This is a genomic window from Fictibacillus halophilus (assembly GCF_042680145.1).
Classification (GTDB): domain Bacteria; phylum Bacillota; class Bacilli; order Bacillales; family Fictibacillaceae; genus Fictibacillus; species Fictibacillus halophilus_A.
Map to the genome: position 1 here is coordinate 2,510,939 of NZ_JBHTNQ010000001.1, position 18,301 is coordinate 2,529,239.

An 18,301-nucleotide genomic window follows, 5' to 3' on the forward strand; every position below is an offset into this window, starting at 1 on the left:
TTTTTAAAAAAATCAACAAAAAATTCTCCACTAATATATTCTATAACTATTAATCAATCTCCTCTCAAAAATAGAGATTTGTCGAACAAATGTTCTTGTTATTGATTAGAAGTATGAAGTAAGATAAACATGTAATCAAATACAAGGTTACAAGAGGAGTGTTTCTGGTGAAAAATCAAGCTGTTCCCTATCTATCATTTAATGGCAATGCAAAAGACGCTTTGAATTTTTACAAAGACGTTTTTAATGGAGAAATCACAGAAATTCAAACATTTGGAGAAGCTGACTTTCCTACTCCTCCAGAGGCAGATAACCGTGTTATGCATGCAAAATTCAAAAAAGGAAATCTTTTCTTGATGGCCTCTGACAGCTTTCCGGGCCATGAAATTACAGAGGGCAATAGCATTTCACTTGTTCTAGAAGCTGAGAGTGAAGAAGAAATTCAAAATCTTTATGATAAATTAAGCCAAAACGGATATGTTTTAATGGAACTTCAAGATACATTTTGGGGGGCAAAGTATGCCAAAGTAAAAGATCGTTTTGGAATTTCATGGGATCTCAATTATCAGAAAGCTTAAATAAAAACACAGAAAAGCGTACGCCATAGAAATTTACGGAGTACGCTTTTCTTTTAATTTTTCTTTAAAACACCTGATAATAATTCAAACGAACGAAGACGTGCTTGATGATCGTAAATCTGGCTATTAATAATAATTTCATCCGCCTGCGTTTCATCAAGGAACGATTGTAATTTCTCTTTTACTGTCTCTGGATTTCCAACAAAAGTTGTACGCAGCTGCTTATCTATTGTGGCTTTTTCAAATGGACTCCAAAGACCTTCCATACTCTCAACCGGCGGTTTAAGAGGCGTCGGAGTACCTCGGATTAAATTCAAAAACTGCTGCTGCAGTGAAGTTGCAAGCAACTCAGCCTCTTCATCCGTATCAGCAGCTACTACATTCGCTCCAACCATCGCATATGGTTCGTCCAATACTTCTGATGGAGTGAATGTATTTCTGTACAACTCTAGTGCAGGCAATGTATTTTCCGGTGAAAAATGACTTGCAAATGCAAATGGAAGACCAAGCCTCCCCGCAAGTCTTGCACTGAATCCACTAGAACCGAGAAGCCAGATTGGAATCTTAAGTCCTTCTCCTGGTATTGCTCTTACCTTCATGTTCCCATCTGCCATTTCCGGATTTAAATAAGTACGCAATTCATCCAGCTGCATCGGAAATTCATCGCCGCTCATGCTAAGTTCACGGCGCAAAGCATGTGCTGTCAGCTGGTCTGTTCCTGGAGCCCTGCCGAGTCCAAGGTCAATCCGGCCAGGATACATGGACTCTAAAGTTCCAAACTGTTCAGCTATGACGAGCGGTGCATGATTAGGAAGCATAATTCCTCCCGATCCTACACGAATCTTTGAGGTTCCCCCAGCCACATAGCCGATTACGACCGATGTAGCGGAACTCGCAATTCCTGGCATATTGTGATGTTCAGCGAGCCAATAACGATTGTACCCCCACTTCTCAGTATGCTGAGCAAGATCTAACGTATTCTTAAAAGAATCTGACGCCGTTCCACCTTCGACTAACGGAGCCAAGTCTAAAACAGAAAACGGAATATCACTGATACCCTTTTTGTTGCGATTGGACATATGTGCGTCCTCCTTATATATTAAGCAACGAAAAATTAGCTACTATATTTTAATAATCGCTAATAGTATAACAAGATACGTTTGTGATATAAAAAATAATGCTTACGTTCGATTATGTTTAGTTATCATTTCTTCTGCCAGCAGCTCATAAGAACGAATTCTATCCTCATATCGGTGTGTTATAGTAACAACCATCATTTCATCAGTGTTATAAAGTTTTTGCAGTTTTAAAAGTTCTTGTTTTACTTGATGAGGGGTGCCAATTATCATCTTATCTTTTAATTCATTAATAATCTGCGACCATTTTTCCAATGAATAGTAACTTTTTGCAGCTTCAACGGATGGCACTCCCATGTCCCCTTCACCATTAGCATTTTGGATTGTCCATAAAAGTACTGACAGAGCTAATTCTTTAGCATTTTCAGTTGTATCTGCACAAATAACTGAAACAGCAATGATCGATTTAGGAGTTTTGTGAATCCTTCCTGGTTTGAAGTGTTCCCGATACGTTTTTAATATTTGCTGTCCTGGCTTGTCACTCATAAAGTGACCAAAGGCGTACGCTACACCGTTTTCAGCAGCTGAAATAGCACTCTTTTCACTTGTACCAAGGATCCAAGGTTCAGGCGATATTTTCGGAACAGGAGATGCTGATATCTTAGAAAACATGTGATCAGATGGATAGTCATTATGTAGAAAATGGAGAAGTTCTTTAATAGCTTCGGGCATTTTACGCACTTGTTCCAAATAGTTATCTGACAAAGCCATCGATGCTTCAGCAGATCCTCCCGGCGCGCGTCCTATTCCGAGATCAATCCTCCCTGGGAAAAGAGTAGCCAACATGTTATACGTTTCAGCAATTCTGTATGGTTTATAATGAGGCAGCAAAACGGCACCAGCACCGATTCGTATTGATTTTGTATTGGCACCGATAAACCCTAGCATCACTTCAGGAGCTGAACAGGTTAGTCCAGAAAAGTTATGATGCTCAGCGATCCAATACCTTTCATATCCAAGTCTTTCTCCCGCTTTAGCCAATTCCATTGAGGCATTTAATGCTTGTTGAGGAGTATGACCGTAAGAAATTGGTGACTGATCTAAGATCGATAGCTTCATAAATACTCCTCCTTCCCTAGTTGTATTAACTAGTATTTTACTCGAAAAACCATATTTTTACCGTTGACAACGCTTACATACTCTAGTTTAATGTTACCTAAGTTAATTATTAGATTATGCAGGAATCTGGAGACACGCATAAATCCCATATGAGGGAATTTTGTGGTGTCTTTTTTTATTAAAAACAGAAATGAGGGATATGTATGAACAAGTGGTTAGGTATGCTTTCTGCGCTTATATTCAGTTCAGCTATAATTATCACTGTAAGCCAAACAACAGCTATCGCAAATGACTCATCTGCCGGTGGTTTCCTGACAGAAGAGGGACTTCCGCCTCCTGGTGCCAATGATGCTGCCTGTAAGCCAAGTGCCGAGCATCCCGAACCCGTTATCCTCGTACCGGGGACTTTTGAAACAATGGAAAGAAACTTTGTGAATCTAGCTCCTATGTTAAAAGAAAAAGGATATTGTGTTTATTCCTTAAATTATGGGTATACCGGTGCTGTACCTGCATCTGGTCCTATTGAGGATTCAGCAGCCGAACTTAAGACTTTTATAGATAACGTTTTGAACTTAACAGGAGCTCAAAAAGTTTCTATCGTCGGACATAGTCAAGGCGGAATGATGCCGCGTTATTATATGAAGAACCTAGATGGAGCTGAAACAGTAGAGGATTTGATTGGACTTGTTCCATCAAATCATGGAACGGAAGGTGTTGCTGGGCTAACAAAGCTCACATCAACAGGAGCAGATCTTGCCTCTTGCACAGCTTGCCAGCAACAAGCAGCAGGGTCTGATTTTCTACAAAAACTGAATGAAGGTGACGAAACACTAGGCGATGTATCATACACGGTGGTTACTACACGAAATGATGAAATTGTTGTTCCTTTCACCTCAGCCTTTTTAAAAGGAGAGACAGATAACGTAACGAATATAACGATCCAGGATTATTATCCGTACGATCAAATTGAGCATCAGAACATTGCTCAAGATCCACTTGCTTTTAATTTTGTTTTCGATGCACTCGAACATGAAGGACCTGCAGATCCCCAAAGAGCTGTCGGCATATTTAAGTAACTCAAAAGGGACCTCCAGTATTGGGAGTCCCTTTTTGATCTTATTGAACTGTACTTTCCGTTTGAGCATGAACAAATTGATCCGCTGACAACGTACTTGCTTGGTAGTGCATCAACAATTCAGTATCTGATGTTTGAAGTGTGCGGCATAGCGTTTGTAATTCGTCCCACTCTCCATGCTCAATACACTTTACTGCTGAAAGAGCCAAATTATACTTTTCATTGTTACCAACTAAAGCATCAGCCAGCTCGTTTGTTATCGGCAGATCTTCAATGATATCTTTCATATTTTTGTTAAGTATAGTGTCGATCAGCGAAAACATGCCAAACATGTAAAGCTGGTTTTTGTTTAATTCAAAAATGCCTGATGTGCGCTCAAAGAAAGAAGCTCTTGTTAAGCTCATTTTCAACAATTCTGTCTGATTGTCTGCTTTTTTCATGCTGGACATCATAAGGATCATAATCAATTTTTTTATCTCAAAAAGCCCTAGCAGTACAACAGCCTGCTTTATGGAGGTTACTTTACTTTTAAAGAAAAACGTTCCTGAATTCATTACTTTTAACAGCTTGTAAGACAAGGATAAATCTTGCTGAATGATGCTGCTGATTTCATCAATATCCGGGTCGGAAGAACTCAATTTATCTAACAGCTGCAAATAATTTGTAGGGATTGGATCAATATCTTTTCCTTGCAGAATGATCGGTTTACTGAAGAAATATCCTTGAAAGTACTCAAATCCCATAGCTTTGGCTTCTTCATACTCTTCTCTGCTTTCAATCTTCTCGGCAAGGAATGTCACTTTATTTTTATATGTCTCAACCATATCTTTAATATCTTCTCGGCTCATTGCTAAATAATCAATCTTAATAATATCAATGTACGGAAGAAGCGGCGAAAGATTCCTTTTAAAGGCTACATCATCCAGTGCAATTATATATCCTTTGCTTTTCAATTCTTTGCAAACATTTAAAATTTCTTGAGTCAGATTTACAGTTTCTAATATTTCCACAACAATATACTCTGGCGAAATATAAGTAGGTACACGATTTAATAAAAGGTTCTCTGTAAAATTAATAAAACACTTTTTGCGATCCCCGACTTCCTTTATTCCGATTCCAGCAAAGCTGTTAACCATAACATCAACTGTGGCACTGTCATGATCCAATCCCTCATACCGGTTCGCTGTACTGTTTCGATATAAAAGTTCGTAAGCAACGACATTCTCATCTCTATCTAAAATAGGCTGTCTGCCAATAAAAATATCCATTTCTCAATCACCAATTCACTATTTATTGTCTTAGAGTTAAGTTATTTATAATTACCTTAATATAGACATCAAACCATAAAATGTAAATAAAGACAATACACATTAATCTGTTAAAAATAACCATTTTGTCATTATGATTTACATTTGATGTAAAAATTTATGGTAACTTCGACTCAAAAAAGTACTAAAACGTTTCATTTCATCCGTCTTTGGGAACACAACCTACGTAGTAATCATCTCACAAAGGAGGAAGTCAATGGATAAGCATAATAAAGTAGTAGGCGTTTTCCGTACAGAAGATGATGCAATTGACGCAATCAAAGAATTAAGAGCTCAAGGTTACAATGAAGATGACATCTCAGTAATTGCAAAGGATAAAAAGGAAGTTAAACAAATTCATGAAGAAACAGGCACTAAGGCTCCACAAGGGGCTGCAACTGGAATGGCTACCGGCGGAGTTCTGGGTGGTTTAGGCGGCTTGCTTCTTGGAGCAGGAGCACTCGCTATTCCTGGAATTGGACCGATTGTAGCTGCTGGACCAATCGCAGCTGCTCTTGGTGGTGCTGCTGTCGGTGCAGGAGCAGGAGGAATCGTAGGTGCTCTAGTGGGCTTAGGTATTCCTGAGAAAGAAGCGAAAGAGTATGAGGAAGCCGTCGAGGGCGGTGATATTCTCGTACTTGTTGATGCCAGTAAAGTAGATCGTCACAGACAAGTAAACGATACATTCCGCACGTATCGTTCTACGAATGCTCATCGTTATGAAGATTCTTATTCCAATAAATATTAGAATGGAGGATGATTAAAGATGAAAAACGATACTATGGAAGGCAAGTGGAAACAACTCAAAGGCGAAGCTAAGAAACAGTGGGGAAATTTAACCGATGATGATTACGATCAAGCGCAAGGCGATCGTGAAAAAATGATCGGAAAGATTCAGGAAAGACACGGAAAAACAAGAGAAGATGCTGAACGCGAGTACGATGACTGGCATCGCAGATTCGGACAGTATTAAAAAAGAAGCAAACCCCGTCAGATTTGATCTGGCGGGGTTTTTACTGTCAATAATCCAGGAGAGAATTGAGTTTATCTTTATCGAGAACTTTAACAAGTTCCACAACTAATTTTGCGCTGTTTTCCAAATCACTCTTACTGATCATCGATGTGTGACTGTGTATGTAACGAGCCGCAACACCTACAACAATACTTGGAATACCTTTTTTAAATAGATGGAATTTACCAGCGTCTGTACCTCCCCCAAGCATAACATCTACTTGATACGGAATATTATTTTTTTCGGCAACTTCAATAATAAAATCACGAAAAGCTGTGTGTGGAATCATGGATGAATCCAGGAACGTAATCAGCGGACCTTTTCCTAGCTTTGCTTTATTGGCATTACCGCCTGGACCGTCCTCCGCCACCCCTACATCGAGTGCAATGGCAACCTCAGGTTCCATAATGTATGGTGCTGTTATCGCACCTCTTAGTCCCACTTCCTCCTGTACGGTTGCTCCGCTATATACGGTGTTTGGATGATCAGTTTCTTGAAGCTGTTTGAGTACGTTAAGTGCTGTATAGCATCCTGCCCGATTGTCGAGAGCTTTTGCAAGAATCGTGTCATTATTCGGCATCAGCTCAAATGGACAAATCGGAAGAATAGGATCACCAACTTTAATCCCCCACTCTTTTACTTGATCTTTATCGTTTGCTCCGATATCTATAAACATTTCTTTCATAGGATAAACTTTATTTCGTTCCTCAGGCTGAAGGATATGAGGTGCCTTTGAACCAACGACGCCAGTGAATGTTTTGTCTTTCGTCTGTACATGCACGCGCTGTGCTAGTAGAACTTGAGACCACCAGCCCCCTAGTGGAACGAAGCGAAGGTAGCCATTCTCCGTAATCTCGCTTACCATGAATCCGACTTCATCCATGTGTCCAGCAAGAAGAATTTTTGGACCATCACTAACTGATCCTTTTTTTTCTCCAAATACACTGCCTAAGTTATCAGTAACCAGACTGGCTCCCGTTTTATCAATCTCACGTTTCATAATTGCTCTTATTGCTTTTTCAAAACCAGGTGCTCCATTCGTTTCCGTTAACTCTTTTAATAAATCCACCTTAATCACCGTCCTATAGGTATAGGATGGGAAAAAATTAGTGAATTATTACAATTGAATAAAATGAGGTTTTGAAAATAAGCTGATTCACGAGCATTAAAAAAATGCCCTGTTTTGAAAAACAGGGCATTAATCATATTAAAGCTTAAACCAGCCTCTAGATTCTAAATCTGCACAATTTTTTTTCTTGTGGTGTTTTTTCTTTTTCTTCCAATGATCATGGCTTGAAGAAGAGGATACTTCTTTACACCAAAGAGAGGATGAACTAGAAGATGAACTTGAGGATGAAGATTCTTTTTTACACCAAAACTCGACTGAGCTAGAAGAGGACTCTTTCTTGCAGCATTTAGAAGAAGATTCTTTTTTGCAATCGTGTTTCTTTTTGCAATCGTCTTTCTTTTTGCAATCGTCTTTCTTTTTTCCGCAAGGATCTTCTTTCTTACAGCATAAAACTCTGCAATTGCTGCTTTCGTCGTCACCAAGTTCGCCAGCTTGAGCAATAAAGTTGATGGAGCCAATCGGGATTGTCACAATATTTAAGCTTTCTTCCTCAACTATTTGAATAGATGTGCGGTTAACAGCTGTAAGAACGCCTTCAATTTCTTCATCGCCACCATCGTTAACCTTTACTTTGCAATTGATTAATTTCCTTAAGATACTACGGAAATTATCATTACATACTTTTTTACGATCATTATGACAGCAGCTTTTGTCAGATACAACTGAAATGTTTCTGACATTGTTTAACGGCAAATAGAATACTTCTCTGTCGTCTGTTTTGATCGCGATAAAATCTCTTCCAACACAGACAAGCTTACCCTCTATTTCAATGTCATCAAATCCCTCGTTGGCTATGACACGCTTACATAAAAACTGTGCTACCTCTCTAGCCGAGAGTGTATTTTTTTTGCAACTCAAAAAATTTCCTCCTGAAAATATTATTGACATCTCTTGTCCATGTATTATATGTAGCACCGCGTTAAAAGGAATAGTTACTTGTCTATATTTCAACTTTTTAAGTCATAGGATTTGTTTTTATTAAAAAAATTGGGTTGAAGTGCACCTTTGTTTGTATTTAAAAAGAAATCGAAGGCAGTATAAAGATAAAGTATACGTAGAATGACTTATATTTCTTCAGAAAATAATACTCAAACAAGAACAAACGTTCCTGTTTCAGTGTTATAATTTAAATACGAATGATATTTATCAGGGGAGGATAAAATGGAAAACGTTGAGGCTGCTTATTTAGCTGGAATTATTGATGGAGAAGGCAGTATTACGTTAACAAGAATGCATAGTAAAGAATTTCGACGCCCTTGTATTTCTATTGCTTCTACTGACTTAGAGCTTCTTTCTTATATTAATTCAATTGTTATTAGCAGAATAAACTATAAAAAAAATTATTATCCGGATAACCATAAAAATTCTTATACCTTAACTATTAAGAAGAAAGAAACTGTTATGTTTGTACTATCAAAAATATTACCGTATTTAAGAATTGAAAGAAAAATAAAGCGAACGCAATGGATTCTTGATCATTACAATATAGTTACTCCACGTAATGGAAAATACACTCCAGAAATGTTAAAAGTAAAATTGCAGTTTGAAGAAGTTTTTTTTGACATATAAAAAAGACCAACAAATAAATGTTGGTCTGTATCCACCTATGTATTGGTGGAGACGGTGGGACATGTTGTTCCATGCTTTCGTCATGGCACTGACTATATCTTGAACCTGATATGAGGTCCCCCGGCGTATTATACGAAACATAAATTTACTTGGTATCCAAGCAGAATTTCGTATCCTAGTACTACCAAAAAACTTGGCAGCCTATAAGTCGATACATGGCTGTTGGATTGCTCCACATACCACTCGGCATTGCCTTGCAGCGAAGTTTTTCACTGGTTAGGTTTCACCGATAAAGCCGGATTTTCACTTATGTGTTGCCACACAAGGCGACTAATCCTAATCGAACCCACGTCCAAAGATATTGGCACTTAAGCTTCTACGAGTGTAGTCGGTTTATTCGCGTTTCGCGAATCCATCTGCCAGCCGACAGGCGTCCAGATCGCTAGCCTGATTATTCTCTTCCATCGTCCTCAGGCGGAGGACAACCGGCGTAGCCCACTAAGAGTGAGTCCCTTACCCTACCACATGGGCGATGGAGGGAGGAACAGCTAAAGTGCTATTACGCAGCTAAAGCTAAGTTGTTGTTTGTTTTGCCAGTTATTGGCTTTGGCGTTTTAACGAGGCCGACCCCCTCGACTCGCAACTTAAGCTCAAACTACCCCTGTCGAATCCGTAACGTCCCCATTATAAAATGGTGTGCAGAAACTTAATTCTGCCGCTACCGGAGAGAGATAAAAGCTTATTTGCTCTTATTCACTTGTGTACTCAGTATAACATTTTTAGTGCATCATCTCAATTGTAAGTTCCTGTAAGGAGAGCCAATTTAGACTTTTTGACGATCGCGGAATGCGCGGTCGATTTCTCTTTTTGCATCCTTCTTCTTAAGATCATCTCGCTTGTCATAATGCTTCTTACCTTTAGCCAAACCAATTAAAAGCTTAGCAAAGCCGTTTTTAAGATACATTTTCAAAGGAACAATGGAATACCCTTGTTCTTTTGTTGCACCTAAAAGCTTATTTATTTCCTTGCGATGCAAAAGCAGCTTTCGTGTACGAAGCGGATCGTGGTTGTAACGATTTCCTTGTTCGTACGTACTGATATGCATGTTGTGCAGAAACAACTCGCCGTTTTGCACGCGGGCAAATGAATCTTTAAGGTTTGCCCGTCCTGCGCGAATGGATTTTATCTCTGTGCCCTGAAGGACAATTCCAGCTTCAAATGTTTCTTCGACGTGGTAATCGTGCCGCGCTTTTTTATTTTGTGCGACTACTTTCCCTTCTCCTTTTGGCATGTAAACTCAATCCTCCCCACAGCAAGTGAACTTTAATTATAGCAATTTGGTCAAATAACGTCAAGGTTCACCATGATAGATGAACCTTGATCATCACCCTATTATTTCTTCTTTTTCTTGCCTTTCTTTTTAGCCACAGGCTTGTAAAACGGCTTTTTCTTCCCCTTTTTGGAATCCTGAGGCCCACTGGAACGATCAGACTCACTATTGCGGTTCTTGCTGCGTCTTCCTCGTCCTCGTTTCGGTGTGTCACCAATATCGATTACTTGCTGGCGGTCTTTATGACGCTTGCGCGGTGTTCCTTTCATACCGACGATTTCAAAATCAATCGCGCGTTCATCAACATTTACGTTTACAACCCGTATTGAAATCTCGTCACCGATTCGGAACACGTTACCAGTACGCTCTCCGATCATGGCCATAAACTTCTCATCAAAACGATAATAATCGTCTGTTAAGTAGCTGACATGCACAAGACCTTCAATTGTATTCGGCAGCTCGACAAAAAGGCCGAAGTTCGTAACGGAACTGATCACACCATCAAACTCTTCCCCAACTTTATCAAGCATAAACTGAGCTTTTTTCAGTTCGTCCGTTTCACGCTCTGCATCAACTGCACGGCGTTCCATGACTGAAGAGTGTTTCGCGATCCCTGGCAGCTCTGCTTTCCAATGGCTTACCGTTTTTGGACCAGTATCTTTTTCAAACAGATATGTTCGGATCAATCTGTGAACGATTAAATCCGGATAACGTCGGATCGGCGAAGTGAAATGGGTATAGAATTCAGTTGCTAAACCATAGTGGCCTAGTGACATATGATCGTATTTCGCCTGTTTCATGGAACGAAGCATGATCTTGCTGATAACCATCTCTTCTGGTTCGCCTCTAACGGTTTCCAGAAGCTGCTGAAGACTGCGTGGATGAATATCGCTTACTGATCCTTTTAACGCGTAACCGAACATTCCGATGAATTCCAAGAAACGTTCCAGCTTGCCTTCGTCTGGATCTTCGTGGATACGATACATAAACGGAAGCTCCAGCTCGTGGAAATGCTGAGCAACGGTTTCGTTGGCACAAAGCATAAATTCCTCAATCAGCTTTTCAGCAACTGAACGTTCACGCAGAACGACATCCTGCGGATCGCTATTTTCATCTACGAGAACTTTAGCTTCTGAAAAATCAAAGTCAATAGCACCGCGGGCAAAACGTTTTTTACGCAAAACTTCTGCCAGCTCGCCCATTAGCTTAAAGAATGGAATTAAAGGCTCATAGCGCTTAGAAACTTCTTCATCTTCATCCTGCAAAATTTTCCGGACATCTGTATAAGTCATTCGTTCTGTTGTTTTAATGACACTCGGAAAGATATCGTGCTTAATTACTTCACCATCATGATTAATTTCCATCTCACAAGAAATCGTCAAGCGGTCAACTTTCGGGTTCAATGAACAGATTCCATTCGAGAGACGATGCGGAATCATCGGAATAACCCGGTCTACTAAGTACACACTCGTACCTCGTTCACGTGCTTCTTTATCGATTGCTGACTCTTCCGTTACGTAGTGTGTAACATCAGCAATATGAACGCCAAGCTTATAATGACCGTTCGGCAGTTTTATAACATGAACGGCGTCATCCAAGTCCTTTGCATCAGCCCCATCAATCGTTACGATCGTTTCATTTCGAAGATCGCGGCGTCCTTCAATGTCTTTCGGATCGATTTCGTCTGGCGTATTGTGCGCTTGTTCTAATGCTTCCTCAGGGAACTCCCTTGGCAGTCCGTGCTTAAAAATAACAGAGATAATGTCCACACCCGGATCGTTTTTATGTCCGATGATATGGATGATCTCACCTTCAGCACTGTTTCGGCCTTCTGGGTACTTCGTTATTTTCACAACGACTTTATGTCCTTCTACAGCACCATTGACGCCATCTGCTGGAATGAAGATGTCATTCGGGATTCGTTTGTCATCAGCCACTACAAAACCAAATCTGCGGCTTTCTTGGAACGTACCGACTACTTCAGTTACGCCGCGCTCTAAAATGCGGATAATCGTTCCTTCTGGACGTGATCCTGAAGATGTGTTGTTTAACCGGACTAGAACGGTATCACCGCTCATCGCGCCATTCATATCTGATTGTGAGATATACACATCTTTTTGTTCGCTGTCTTCAGGGATCAAGAACGCAAAGCCTTTTGCATGGCCTTGTACTCGCCCTTTGATCAGGCTCATCTTTTCTGGAAGACCATAACGGTTCGTTCGTGTTCTTACTACGGAACCTTCATCTTCTAGTTGATTTAATGATAAAACCAGTTCTTTGAAAGCATCAGCATCCGGCAGTTGAAGAGCTTCTTCAATCTCGGTTACTGTCATCGGCTTTTCCGATTCTTTCATGAGCTGGAGTATTTGCAGTTTATCCAAAAACTGACCTCCTTTTTAAGGAAAAGGTTCTATTCAGACCATTCCAGGTCTTCTAAGAATGCATATACGTCCTCATGCAATTGTTCTTTTTCCTTGTCTAATGTAATGACGTGTGTTGAATTTTCGTACCATTTTAAATCTTTCTTTTCACTTTCAACTTCGTTATAAATAATATTTGCAGAATCTGTGTTAATCATTTCATCATGTCTAGCCTGCACCACAAACGTAGGTGCGTATACAAGGTCTACTGAATTTCTTACGCTTTGCAGGAGCTCTTGGAGCGCTTTTAGCGTATTCATCGGCGTTTTTTTAAACTCTTCCATTTCTTGTTCAATTTGTTCAGGAGATTTTTGTTCACGCTTTTTATATTCTTCGGCATACTCACAAACCCCTTTATACATCACTTCCTCGCTTTTGATGTACATGGGTGCGCACATTGGGACAACGGCTTTTACAGGCTGTTCAGTTGCGAGTTTTAATGAAAATACGCCTCCAAGAGAAAGTCCGACAACCGCAATTTCGTCATATCCTTTTTCTTTTAAGTGGTTGTATCCGCCGATTACATCTTCCCACCAGTCATCTGGTCCTGTATGGACGAGTTCTTCAGGTGGAACCGCGTGTCCTTTATATTGTGGTGCGTGGCACGTGTAGCCTTTCTTTTGAAGGAATCTCCCCATCATTCTTACGTCCGCTGAACTGCCGGTAAATCCGTGCAGCATGAGGACTGCCCGCTTTCCTCCTTCAAAAAAAAACGGTTTTGGTGCTGTAATTTTCATGCTGTTTCTCTCCTATTCACTCATTAAAAATTGATAAACCTCATCGATCAGCTGATCTTTTTCAACATCATGGCAAATCATGTGCTTCGATTCTTTAAAGTAGCAAATTCGTTTATTGGATGCTGCAATCGTCCCATATAAAAACTCCGCACTTTTTCTTGGTACAAGTCCGTCACACTCTCCTTGTACAATCAACGTAGGTGCTGAGATCTGTGATAATTCTGGTTTAAGCAGCTTTACTAGCTTTCGAAATTCCCTTGTTGCACTTAAAGGGGTATCAAGCAGCTTTTTCCTGTATCTTTTATAGAGTTCATGGTCTTTTAACTGACCATTAAATCCTGAGATCATCATATTCGCTATATCTTTAATCATCTGTCCGGGGTTTAAATAATAAGCACTTGCATTCAACAAGATTAACTTATCGCAGCCATATTTGGATGCCAGATACCCTGCGATCATTCCACCCATTGAAAACCCGACGATGTAGATTTTATCGGCTTTTTTTTCAAGTTCAAGATATGCGTTTTCTGCTTCTTGCAGCCATTCTTTGTGTGTTCTGCCCTTTAATGAAAGCTCAGTCCCATGCCCTGGGTAAGTCGGAACAGAAAGTATCCAATCTGTATTTTTCTGTAGATACTCTGTGATGGGCTCGATTTCATAGGGTCCTCCGGTAAAGCCATGCAAACAAAGACAACCGATCATACTACCACCTTTTTGACTTTAGATTACCCTTTTATGTACGTATCAAATCATATCACAACCAATATAAGAAATGGTGAGCCACGGTTTTTGCACATTAAAAAAACAACAAGCGATGTTTCGCCTGCTGCTCTTAAGTACTGATTAATTTGTAGGTAAGAAATACGCTACTAAAATTGTCAAAATGAAGAATAATACTGCAAGAATCACTGTAAGTTTACTAAGCAATGCATCAATACCGCGTGCTTTTTGCTTACCAAAAAGCTGCTCAGCTCCACCTGTAATCGCTCCTGATAATCCGGCCGAACGACCTGACTGAAGAACAACGACAACAATTAAAGATAATGATACTAAAATAAGAAGGATTTTTGCTGCTGTTAGCATGAATGTTACACCTCCACCGTTCCACGTTACATTACTATAAATGTATCATAGTGGAAGGGACGAGGCAAAGTTTTTTTCTGAACCTTCTTTAATTTGTTCCAAAGTAATTGATATCAAATTCCTTATGAAAGATATAAAGCCGGACAGCTCTTATTACGTTAAGCCTTTTATTTAGAAGTCCCACGATTTGAACTGTGACTCCAGGCTGAACTGCTTCATCAGGCGCAATATCAAGTGTCTTATCTCCGTCAAGGAGCTCTGTTTTGGAATCTAGCTGTACTCTCATCATCGTTTTTTTATGATGAATCGTAAACATACTTCCTTTTGCTTCTTTCACTTTTCCAACAAAGCTGATTGGATTCAATTTTTCTTGTTTGATTTCTGCACCATCCGAAGATTCTTGTTTAAGTGGCTGCATCATAAACATCCCCTCTTCGCATTATGGGGACATCCCCCATATTCATTTTACTGATCTTTTGATTGTTTTATGTCTGTTTCTGATGGTGTGTCCTTCTGTGAGGAATAGTAGTTGTCGTTGAATATGGATTTTTTTATAACAACATCTTCATAGCTTTCTGATTTTAAACGGGCTTTTTCGCCATTCGTAATCTGCAGGTCATACGTTCTGAAAATCAAAATAATAAATAAAAGAATGATAAATCCAAAATATAGATGAAAACGATATGCCCTGTCTCTTCGATGCTGTATAGTTTCCTCTACCCTCATTTTCACTTCACCACACCTATTTGGAAGAAACATCGATATTTAAGGAGTTTTTTCCTTTTACTTAATTTACTCTCTTTTCATCAACTCTAAAATGGCTTTTACATGATTCTTCTCTCATACGAAGATGATAAGTTTCAGAAAATTAAACAGATGTTTAAAGAATTGATAGGACAAAAAAAACCTGCATGACATTAAGTCTAGTGCAGGTTTCTAAGTGGTCGGAACTTATTTAATTTGCAGCATATACCCGTAACGCGGAACGGTAACAATGGAGTCACCATATGGTCCGAGCTTCTTTCGCAAACGATAGACTAGAGCATTAATCTCATCGTTCCCTACATCAGGCAGCGTATTTGATCCTGCTACCATTCTTTCAGGCCAGATTTGAATCTTAATTTCGTCGCTGCTCACAGCCTGGTTCTTTTTTCTGTAGAGAAAAACGAGCAGATCCGTATGTTTACCCGATAAAAATAAAGGTTCACCATCGATTGATATTTGGCGCCGTTCAGGAATGATGTGCAGCCCGTTCGTGATTTTCTTTTCAGCCGGTTCGATTGGTGATGTGAATTCCATCGTTAAGTCTGTTTCTGCTGTTTCGGTATTTAAGTAGGTTAGCAGAACAACACCTTTTGCCAGACTGATTACATCACCTGATTGCAGCTGTTTTGGAACATTTGGATCCAGCTTTACTTTATTCAGCTCAGTCCCGTGTTTGGAATCCAAGTCACGAATAAAAGGCTGACCGTCTTGTATAAAGATTTCAGCGTGATTGCGTGAAACATATGGACTTAGCAATGAAATATCTGTTTCATTTGTATGTGATGATCTCCCAAAGGTTAAAACTTCACCCTCGGATTTAAGCGGAATCAAGCTCCCCGTATCGTAAGGATCTCCCGCTTCAATTCGTATGTATAAGCTTTGTTTCATATTAATTCCCCCGTACAAAAACAATAACTTGTTACTAGCATTTTATATGATAATGACTCAAATTAGAAGAAATAAGGATATGGATGAATGGAAGTATCATTTATTCCGGCAAGGCAACAATAACATTGGTGTCGTAATGATACCACAGAACCTAAAACTCAAGATGTCGGAGGGATATTGCAATGAATATTCGTGAAGGCTTAATTCCTGCAACTTTAGGAACAGCAGTTACCGCTACTGGATATGCGCTAAAACAGTCGCGCGGAACAAACAAGATGGTTGCCAATACAATCTTTGGTTTCGGTCTTGCTCACGTCGTACTTGGTGTAATTGACCTTGTTGAACATCGCCGTTAGGTTCTAAACTCTTATAATGAAGGTGCCCCGAAAGTTTTTGCTTTTGGGACACTTTCTTTATTTATATGTAAGTCATTTCTTCGAATTTATACATTTAATAATTATTTTCAAAATTTTTAGATTGTACCGTATAGGACAACCCTGCTTTTACAAATCTTAAAGGTAACAAGATTGGAGGGATCAAAAATGACTGTTTTTGAAACGATGTCCCTGATGATTAGTTTCTCAATGCTCATTGTTACCATCCTTCATTCTAGCGGACGCTCTCGATAAGCAGCAGGGTTTTTAGTTTGTTAAACAGCTTGTGCCAGTTTCGCAGTATTAAATGAAGACAGCCCCCGGATGCGGCTCTGAGGCGCCTATCCGGGGGCTGTCTTTGTCAGAAAGACAAAATGGCGGTTTGTCTTTGTTTGGGGTCAGACCCCTACTTTTGTACTACTTACTTCTTTAGGTTGTAGAATGCGTTCATTCCTGGGTATACAGCAAGGTTGCCTAGCTCGTCTTCGATGCGAAGAAGCTGGTTGTACTTCGCAACACGGTCTGTACGTGAAGGAGCACCAGTCTTGATCTGACCAGCATTTGTCGCAACTGCGATGTCAGCGATTGTGCTGTCTTCAGATTCACCTGAACGGTGAGAGATTACAGCTGTGTAGCCTGCACGCTTAGCCATTTCGATTGCGTCAAATGTTTCAGTCAGCGTACCGATTTGGTTAACTTTGATAAGGATTGAGTTACCGATTCCTTTTTCGATACCTTCAGAAAGCTTTGTTGTGTTTGTAACGAACAAGTCGTCTCCCACTAGCTGAACGCGGTCACCGATGCGCTCTGTTAATAGCTTAAAGCCTTCCCAGTCGTTTTCATCTAGTCCGTCTTCGATTGAAACGATCGGATACTTGTTAACAAGCTCTTCGTAGAATGCAACCATCTCTTCAGATGATTTAACAACACCTTCACCAGAAAGGTGGTATTTGCCGTCTTCTTTCTTGAACAATTCAGAAGCAGCAACGTCCATTGCAAGACGTACTTCTTCACCTGGCTTATAGCCAGCTTTTTCGATTGCTTCCATGATTGTTTGAAGTGCTTCTTCATTTGAACCAAGGTTAGGAGCGAATCCGCCTTCGTCACCTACAGCTGTGTTTAAGCCTTTTTCTTTAAGAACTGCTTTTAAGCTGTGGAAGATTTCAGTTCCCATGCGAAGTGCTTCTGGGAAGCTTTCAGCACCAACAGGCATAACCATGAATTCTTGAATATCAACGTTATTGTCAGCGTGCTCTCCACCGTTAAGGATGTTCATCATTGGTACTGGAAGAGTCTTAGAGTTGAATCCTCCTAGGTACATGTAAAGAGGTACGTTTAAGAAATCAGCAGCAGCGTGTGCAACAGCCATGGAAACTCCCAGGATTGCGTTAGCACCCAGCTTGCCTTTGTTTTCAGTACCATCAAGCTCGATCAATGTTTGGTCGATTCCAACTTGGTCTAATACATCGAAGCCGATTAGCTCAGGAGCGATGTTTTCGTTTACGTTGTTTACTGCGTTCATAACACCTTTTCCAAGGTAACGCTCTTTATCGCCATCACGAAGCTCAACTGCTTCATATTCACCAGTAGAAGCACCAGATGGAACGATTGCGCGTCCGAAAGCACCTGATTCAGTGTAAACTTCTACTTCAACTGTTGGATTACCACGAGAGTCGAGGACTTCGCGAGCATAAATTTCAATAATCGTTGACATAAAATTCTCTCCTTTTAATAAAAAAGTTTAATGTAAAGGCTCATTTCTTAAAGATTCTTGCTTTTAAACATGAGTACGCTTCTAAGACAAGTTGATTGGAACGCAAGGTGCGAGACTCCTGCGGG

21 protein-coding genes and 1 other RNA gene are annotated in these 18,301 nt (G+C 40.0%); 7 read left to right on the forward strand and 15 right to left on the reverse strand.

All coding sequences use genetic code 11. From position 1 onward, the window contains the following. The first annotated feature begins 167 nt into the window (after positions 1-167). Positions 168-578, forward strand: coding sequence for a VOC family protein (locus ACFQ4X_RS12900; protein WP_379835695.1), 411 nt, complete (start codon positions 168-170; stop codon positions 576-578). A gap of 53 nt (positions 579-631) precedes the next feature. Here ACFQ4X_RS12900 and ACFQ4X_RS12905 read toward each other — a convergent pair whose 3' ends face one another. Both ACFQ4X_RS12905 and ACFQ4X_RS12910 read right to left on the reverse strand, forming a co-directional pair. Next, complete coding sequence (locus tag ACFQ4X_RS12905; protein WP_379835697.1) at positions 632-1,657, reverse strand: LLM class flavin-dependent oxidoreductase; 1,026 nt, start codon at positions 1,655-1,657, stop codon at positions 632-634. Between the two features lie 102 nt (positions 1,658-1,759). Then, complete coding sequence (locus ACFQ4X_RS12910) at positions 1,760-2,773, reverse strand: LLM class flavin-dependent oxidoreductase (protein WP_379835699.1); 1,014 nt, start codon at positions 2,771-2,773, stop codon at positions 1,760-1,762. 203 nt (positions 2,774-2,976) lie between these two features. On the opposite strand from ACFQ4X_RS12910, the gene ACFQ4X_RS12915 reads away from it, so the two are divergent. Continuing rightward, positions 2,977-3,849 (forward strand): esterase/lipase family protein, encoded by an 873-nt coding sequence (locus ACFQ4X_RS12915; protein WP_379835701.1) that lies wholly within the window; start codon positions 2,977-2,979, stop codon positions 3,847-3,849. A gap of 40 nt (positions 3,850-3,889) precedes the next feature. Here the strand turns inward: ACFQ4X_RS12915 and ACFQ4X_RS12920 are convergent, their stop codons facing one another. Continuing rightward, a complete protein-coding gene (locus ACFQ4X_RS12920; protein ID WP_379835703.1) occupies positions 3,890-5,116 on the reverse strand; it encodes an EAL and HDOD domain-containing protein in 1,227 nt (408 codons plus the stop codon). Between the two features lie 256 nt (positions 5,117-5,372). On the opposite strand from ACFQ4X_RS12920, the gene ACFQ4X_RS12925 reads away from it, so the two are divergent. Together ACFQ4X_RS12925 and ACFQ4X_RS12930 are read left to right on the forward strand one after the other, a co-directional pair. Then, entirely contained in the window at positions 5,373-5,903 is a 531-nt protein-coding gene (locus ACFQ4X_RS12925) for a general stress protein (RefSeq protein ID WP_379835705.1), read from the forward strand. Positions 5,904-5,921: 18 nt separating this feature from the next. After that, entirely contained in the window at positions 5,922-6,128 is a 207-nt protein-coding gene (locus tag ACFQ4X_RS12930) for a CsbD family protein (RefSeq protein ID WP_066292496.1), read from the forward strand. A 46-nt stretch (positions 6,129-6,174) separates the two neighbouring features. Here the strand turns inward: ACFQ4X_RS12930 and ACFQ4X_RS12935 are convergent, their stop codons facing one another. Together ACFQ4X_RS12935 and ACFQ4X_RS12940 are read right to left on the reverse strand one after the other, a co-directional pair. Next, positions 6,175-7,236 (reverse strand): M42 family metallopeptidase, encoded by a 1,062-nt coding sequence (locus tag ACFQ4X_RS12935; RefSeq protein ID WP_379835707.1) that lies wholly within the window; start codon positions 7,234-7,236, stop codon positions 6,175-6,177. Between the two features lie 138 nt (positions 7,237-7,374). Next, positions 7,375-8,154 carry a hypothetical protein gene (locus ACFQ4X_RS12940; RefSeq protein ID WP_379835709.1) on the reverse strand — a complete coding sequence of 260 codons (780 nt, stop codon included), beginning with the start codon at positions 8,152-8,154 and terminating at the stop codon, positions 7,375-7,377. Between the two features lie 303 nt (positions 8,155-8,457). Between ACFQ4X_RS12940 and ACFQ4X_RS12945 the strand changes: the two genes are divergently transcribed. Further along, a complete protein-coding gene (locus ACFQ4X_RS12945) occupies positions 8,458-8,865 on the forward strand; it encodes an LAGLIDADG family homing endonuclease (RefSeq protein ID WP_379835711.1) in 408 nt (135 codons plus the stop codon). A 337-nt stretch (positions 8,866-9,202) separates the two neighbouring features. On the opposite strand, the gene ssrA is transcribed toward ACFQ4X_RS12945, so the two are convergent. The 9 genes from ssrA to ACFQ4X_RS12990 all read right to left on the reverse strand — a co-directional run bounded on the left by ssrA (position 9,203) and on the right by ACFQ4X_RS12990 (position 16,088). Further along, positions 9,203-9,540: a transfer-messenger RNA gene (gene ssrA, locus ACFQ4X_RS12950) on the reverse strand. Positions 9,541-9,688: 148 nt separating this feature from the next. Continuing rightward, positions 9,689-10,156 carry an SsrA-binding protein SmpB gene (gene smpB, locus ACFQ4X_RS12955; RefSeq protein ID WP_222462417.1) on the reverse strand — a complete coding sequence of 156 codons (468 nt, stop codon included), beginning with the start codon at positions 10,154-10,156 and terminating at the stop codon, positions 9,689-9,691. A 101-nt stretch (positions 10,157-10,257) separates the two neighbouring features. Then, entirely contained in the window at positions 10,258-12,576 is a 2,319-nt protein-coding gene (rnr, locus tag ACFQ4X_RS12960) for a ribonuclease R (RefSeq protein WP_379835713.1), read from the reverse strand. Between the two features lie 29 nt (positions 12,577-12,605). Further along, complete coding sequence (locus ACFQ4X_RS12965) at positions 12,606-13,352, reverse strand: alpha/beta hydrolase (protein WP_379835715.1); 747 nt, start codon at positions 13,350-13,352, stop codon at positions 12,606-12,608. 12 nt (positions 13,353-13,364) lie between these two features. After that, complete coding sequence (locus ACFQ4X_RS12970; RefSeq protein ID WP_379835717.1) at positions 13,365-14,054, reverse strand: alpha/beta hydrolase; 690 nt, start codon at positions 14,052-14,054, stop codon at positions 13,365-13,367. Positions 14,055-14,195: 141 nt separating this feature from the next. Next, a complete protein-coding gene (gene secG / locus ACFQ4X_RS12975; protein ID WP_379835719.1) occupies positions 14,196-14,435 on the reverse strand; it encodes a preprotein translocase subunit SecG in 240 nt (79 codons plus the stop codon). Between the two features lie 88 nt (positions 14,436-14,523). Beyond that, complete coding sequence (locus ACFQ4X_RS12980; protein WP_379835721.1) at positions 14,524-14,856, reverse strand: hypothetical protein; 333 nt, start codon at positions 14,854-14,856, stop codon at positions 14,524-14,526. 44 nt (positions 14,857-14,900) lie between these two features. Then, positions 14,901-15,167 carry a hypothetical protein gene (locus ACFQ4X_RS12985; RefSeq protein WP_379835723.1) on the reverse strand — a complete coding sequence of 89 codons (267 nt, stop codon included), beginning with the start codon at positions 15,165-15,167 and terminating at the stop codon, positions 14,901-14,903. A gap of 219 nt (positions 15,168-15,386) precedes the next feature. Next, the gene (locus tag ACFQ4X_RS12990; RefSeq protein ID WP_379835725.1) at positions 15,387-16,088 is read right to left on the reverse strand and encodes an FHA domain-containing protein; all 702 of its coding nucleotides are present in this window, start codon (positions 16,086-16,088) and stop codon (positions 15,387-15,389) included. A 182-nt stretch (positions 16,089-16,270) separates the two neighbouring features. Here ACFQ4X_RS12990 and ACFQ4X_RS12995 point away from each other — a divergent pair, with 182 nt between their 5' ends. Together ACFQ4X_RS12995 and ACFQ4X_RS13000 are read left to right on the forward strand one after the other, a co-directional pair. Further along, complete coding sequence (locus ACFQ4X_RS12995) at positions 16,271-16,444, forward strand: asparagine synthase (protein ID WP_379835727.1); 174 nt, start codon at positions 16,271-16,273, stop codon at positions 16,442-16,444. Between the two features lie 186 nt (positions 16,445-16,630). After that, positions 16,631-16,717, forward strand: coding sequence for a putative holin-like toxin (locus ACFQ4X_RS13000; protein WP_379837162.1), 87 nt, complete (start codon positions 16,631-16,633; stop codon positions 16,715-16,717). Positions 16,718-16,883: 166 nt separating this feature from the next. On the opposite strand, the gene eno is transcribed toward ACFQ4X_RS13000, so the two are convergent. Continuing rightward, positions 16,884-18,176 carry a phosphopyruvate hydratase gene (gene eno, locus ACFQ4X_RS13005; protein WP_379835729.1) on the reverse strand — a complete coding sequence of 431 codons (1,293 nt, stop codon included), beginning with the start codon at positions 18,174-18,176 and terminating at the stop codon, positions 16,884-16,886. Positions 18,177-18,301: the final 125 nt, after the last annotated feature.

Bases quoted from the DNA above. Each gene is read 5' to 3' on its own strand.
- ACFQ4X_RS12905 (WP_379835697.1), bottom strand. From the start codon at position 1,657: ATGTCCAATCGCAACAAAAAGGGTATCAGTGATATTCCGTTTTCTGTT.
- ACFQ4X_RS12910 (WP_379835699.1), bottom strand. From the start codon at position 2,773: ATGAAGCTATCGATCTTAGATCAGTCACCAATTTCTTACGGTCATACT.
- ACFQ4X_RS12915 (WP_379835701.1), top strand. From the start codon at position 2,977: ATGAACAAGTGGTTAGGTATGCTTTCTGCGCTTATATTCAGTTCAGCT.
- ACFQ4X_RS12920 (WP_379835703.1), bottom strand. From the start codon at position 5,116: ATGGATATTTTTATTGGCAGACAGCCTATTTTAGATAGAGATGAGAAT.
- ACFQ4X_RS12925 (WP_379835705.1), top strand. From the start codon at position 5,373: ATGGATAAGCATAATAAAGTAGTAGGCGTTTTCCGTACAGAAGATGAT.
- ACFQ4X_RS12930 (WP_066292496.1), top strand. From the start codon at position 5,922: ATGAAAAACGATACTATGGAAGGCAAGTGGAAACAACTCAAAGGCGAA.
- ACFQ4X_RS12945 (WP_379835711.1), top strand. From the start codon at position 8,458: ATGGAAAACGTTGAGGCTGCTTATTTAGCTGGAATTATTGATGGAGAA.
- smpB (WP_222462417.1), bottom strand. From the start codon at position 10,156: ATGCCAAAAGGAGAAGGGAAAGTAGTCGCACAAAATAAAAAAGCGCGG.
- ACFQ4X_RS12965 (WP_379835715.1), bottom strand. From the start codon at position 13,352: ATGAAAATTACAGCACCAAAACCGTTTTTTTTTGAAGGAGGAAAGCGG.
- ACFQ4X_RS12970 (WP_379835717.1), bottom strand. From the start codon at position 14,054: ATGATCGGTTGTCTTTGTTTGCATGGCTTTACCGGAGGACCCTATGAA.
- secG (WP_379835719.1), bottom strand. From the start codon at position 14,435: ATGCTAACAGCAGCAAAAATCCTTCTTATTTTAGTATCATTATCTTTA.
- ACFQ4X_RS12980 (WP_379835721.1), bottom strand. From the start codon at position 14,856: ATGATGCAGCCACTTAAACAAGAATCTTCGGATGGTGCAGAAATCAAA.
- ACFQ4X_RS12990 (WP_379835725.1), bottom strand. From the start codon at position 16,088: ATGAAACAAAGCTTATACATACGAATTGAAGCGGGAGATCCTTACGAT.
- ACFQ4X_RS12995 (WP_379835727.1), top strand. From the start codon at position 16,271: ATGAATATTCGTGAAGGCTTAATTCCTGCAACTTTAGGAACAGCAGTT.
- ACFQ4X_RS13000 (WP_379837162.1), top strand. From the start codon at position 16,631: ATGACTGTTTTTGAAACGATGTCCCTGATGATTAGTTTCTCAATGCTC.
- eno (WP_379835729.1), bottom strand. From the start codon at position 18,176: ATGTCAACGATTATTGAAATTTATGCTCGCGAAGTCCTCGACTCTCGT.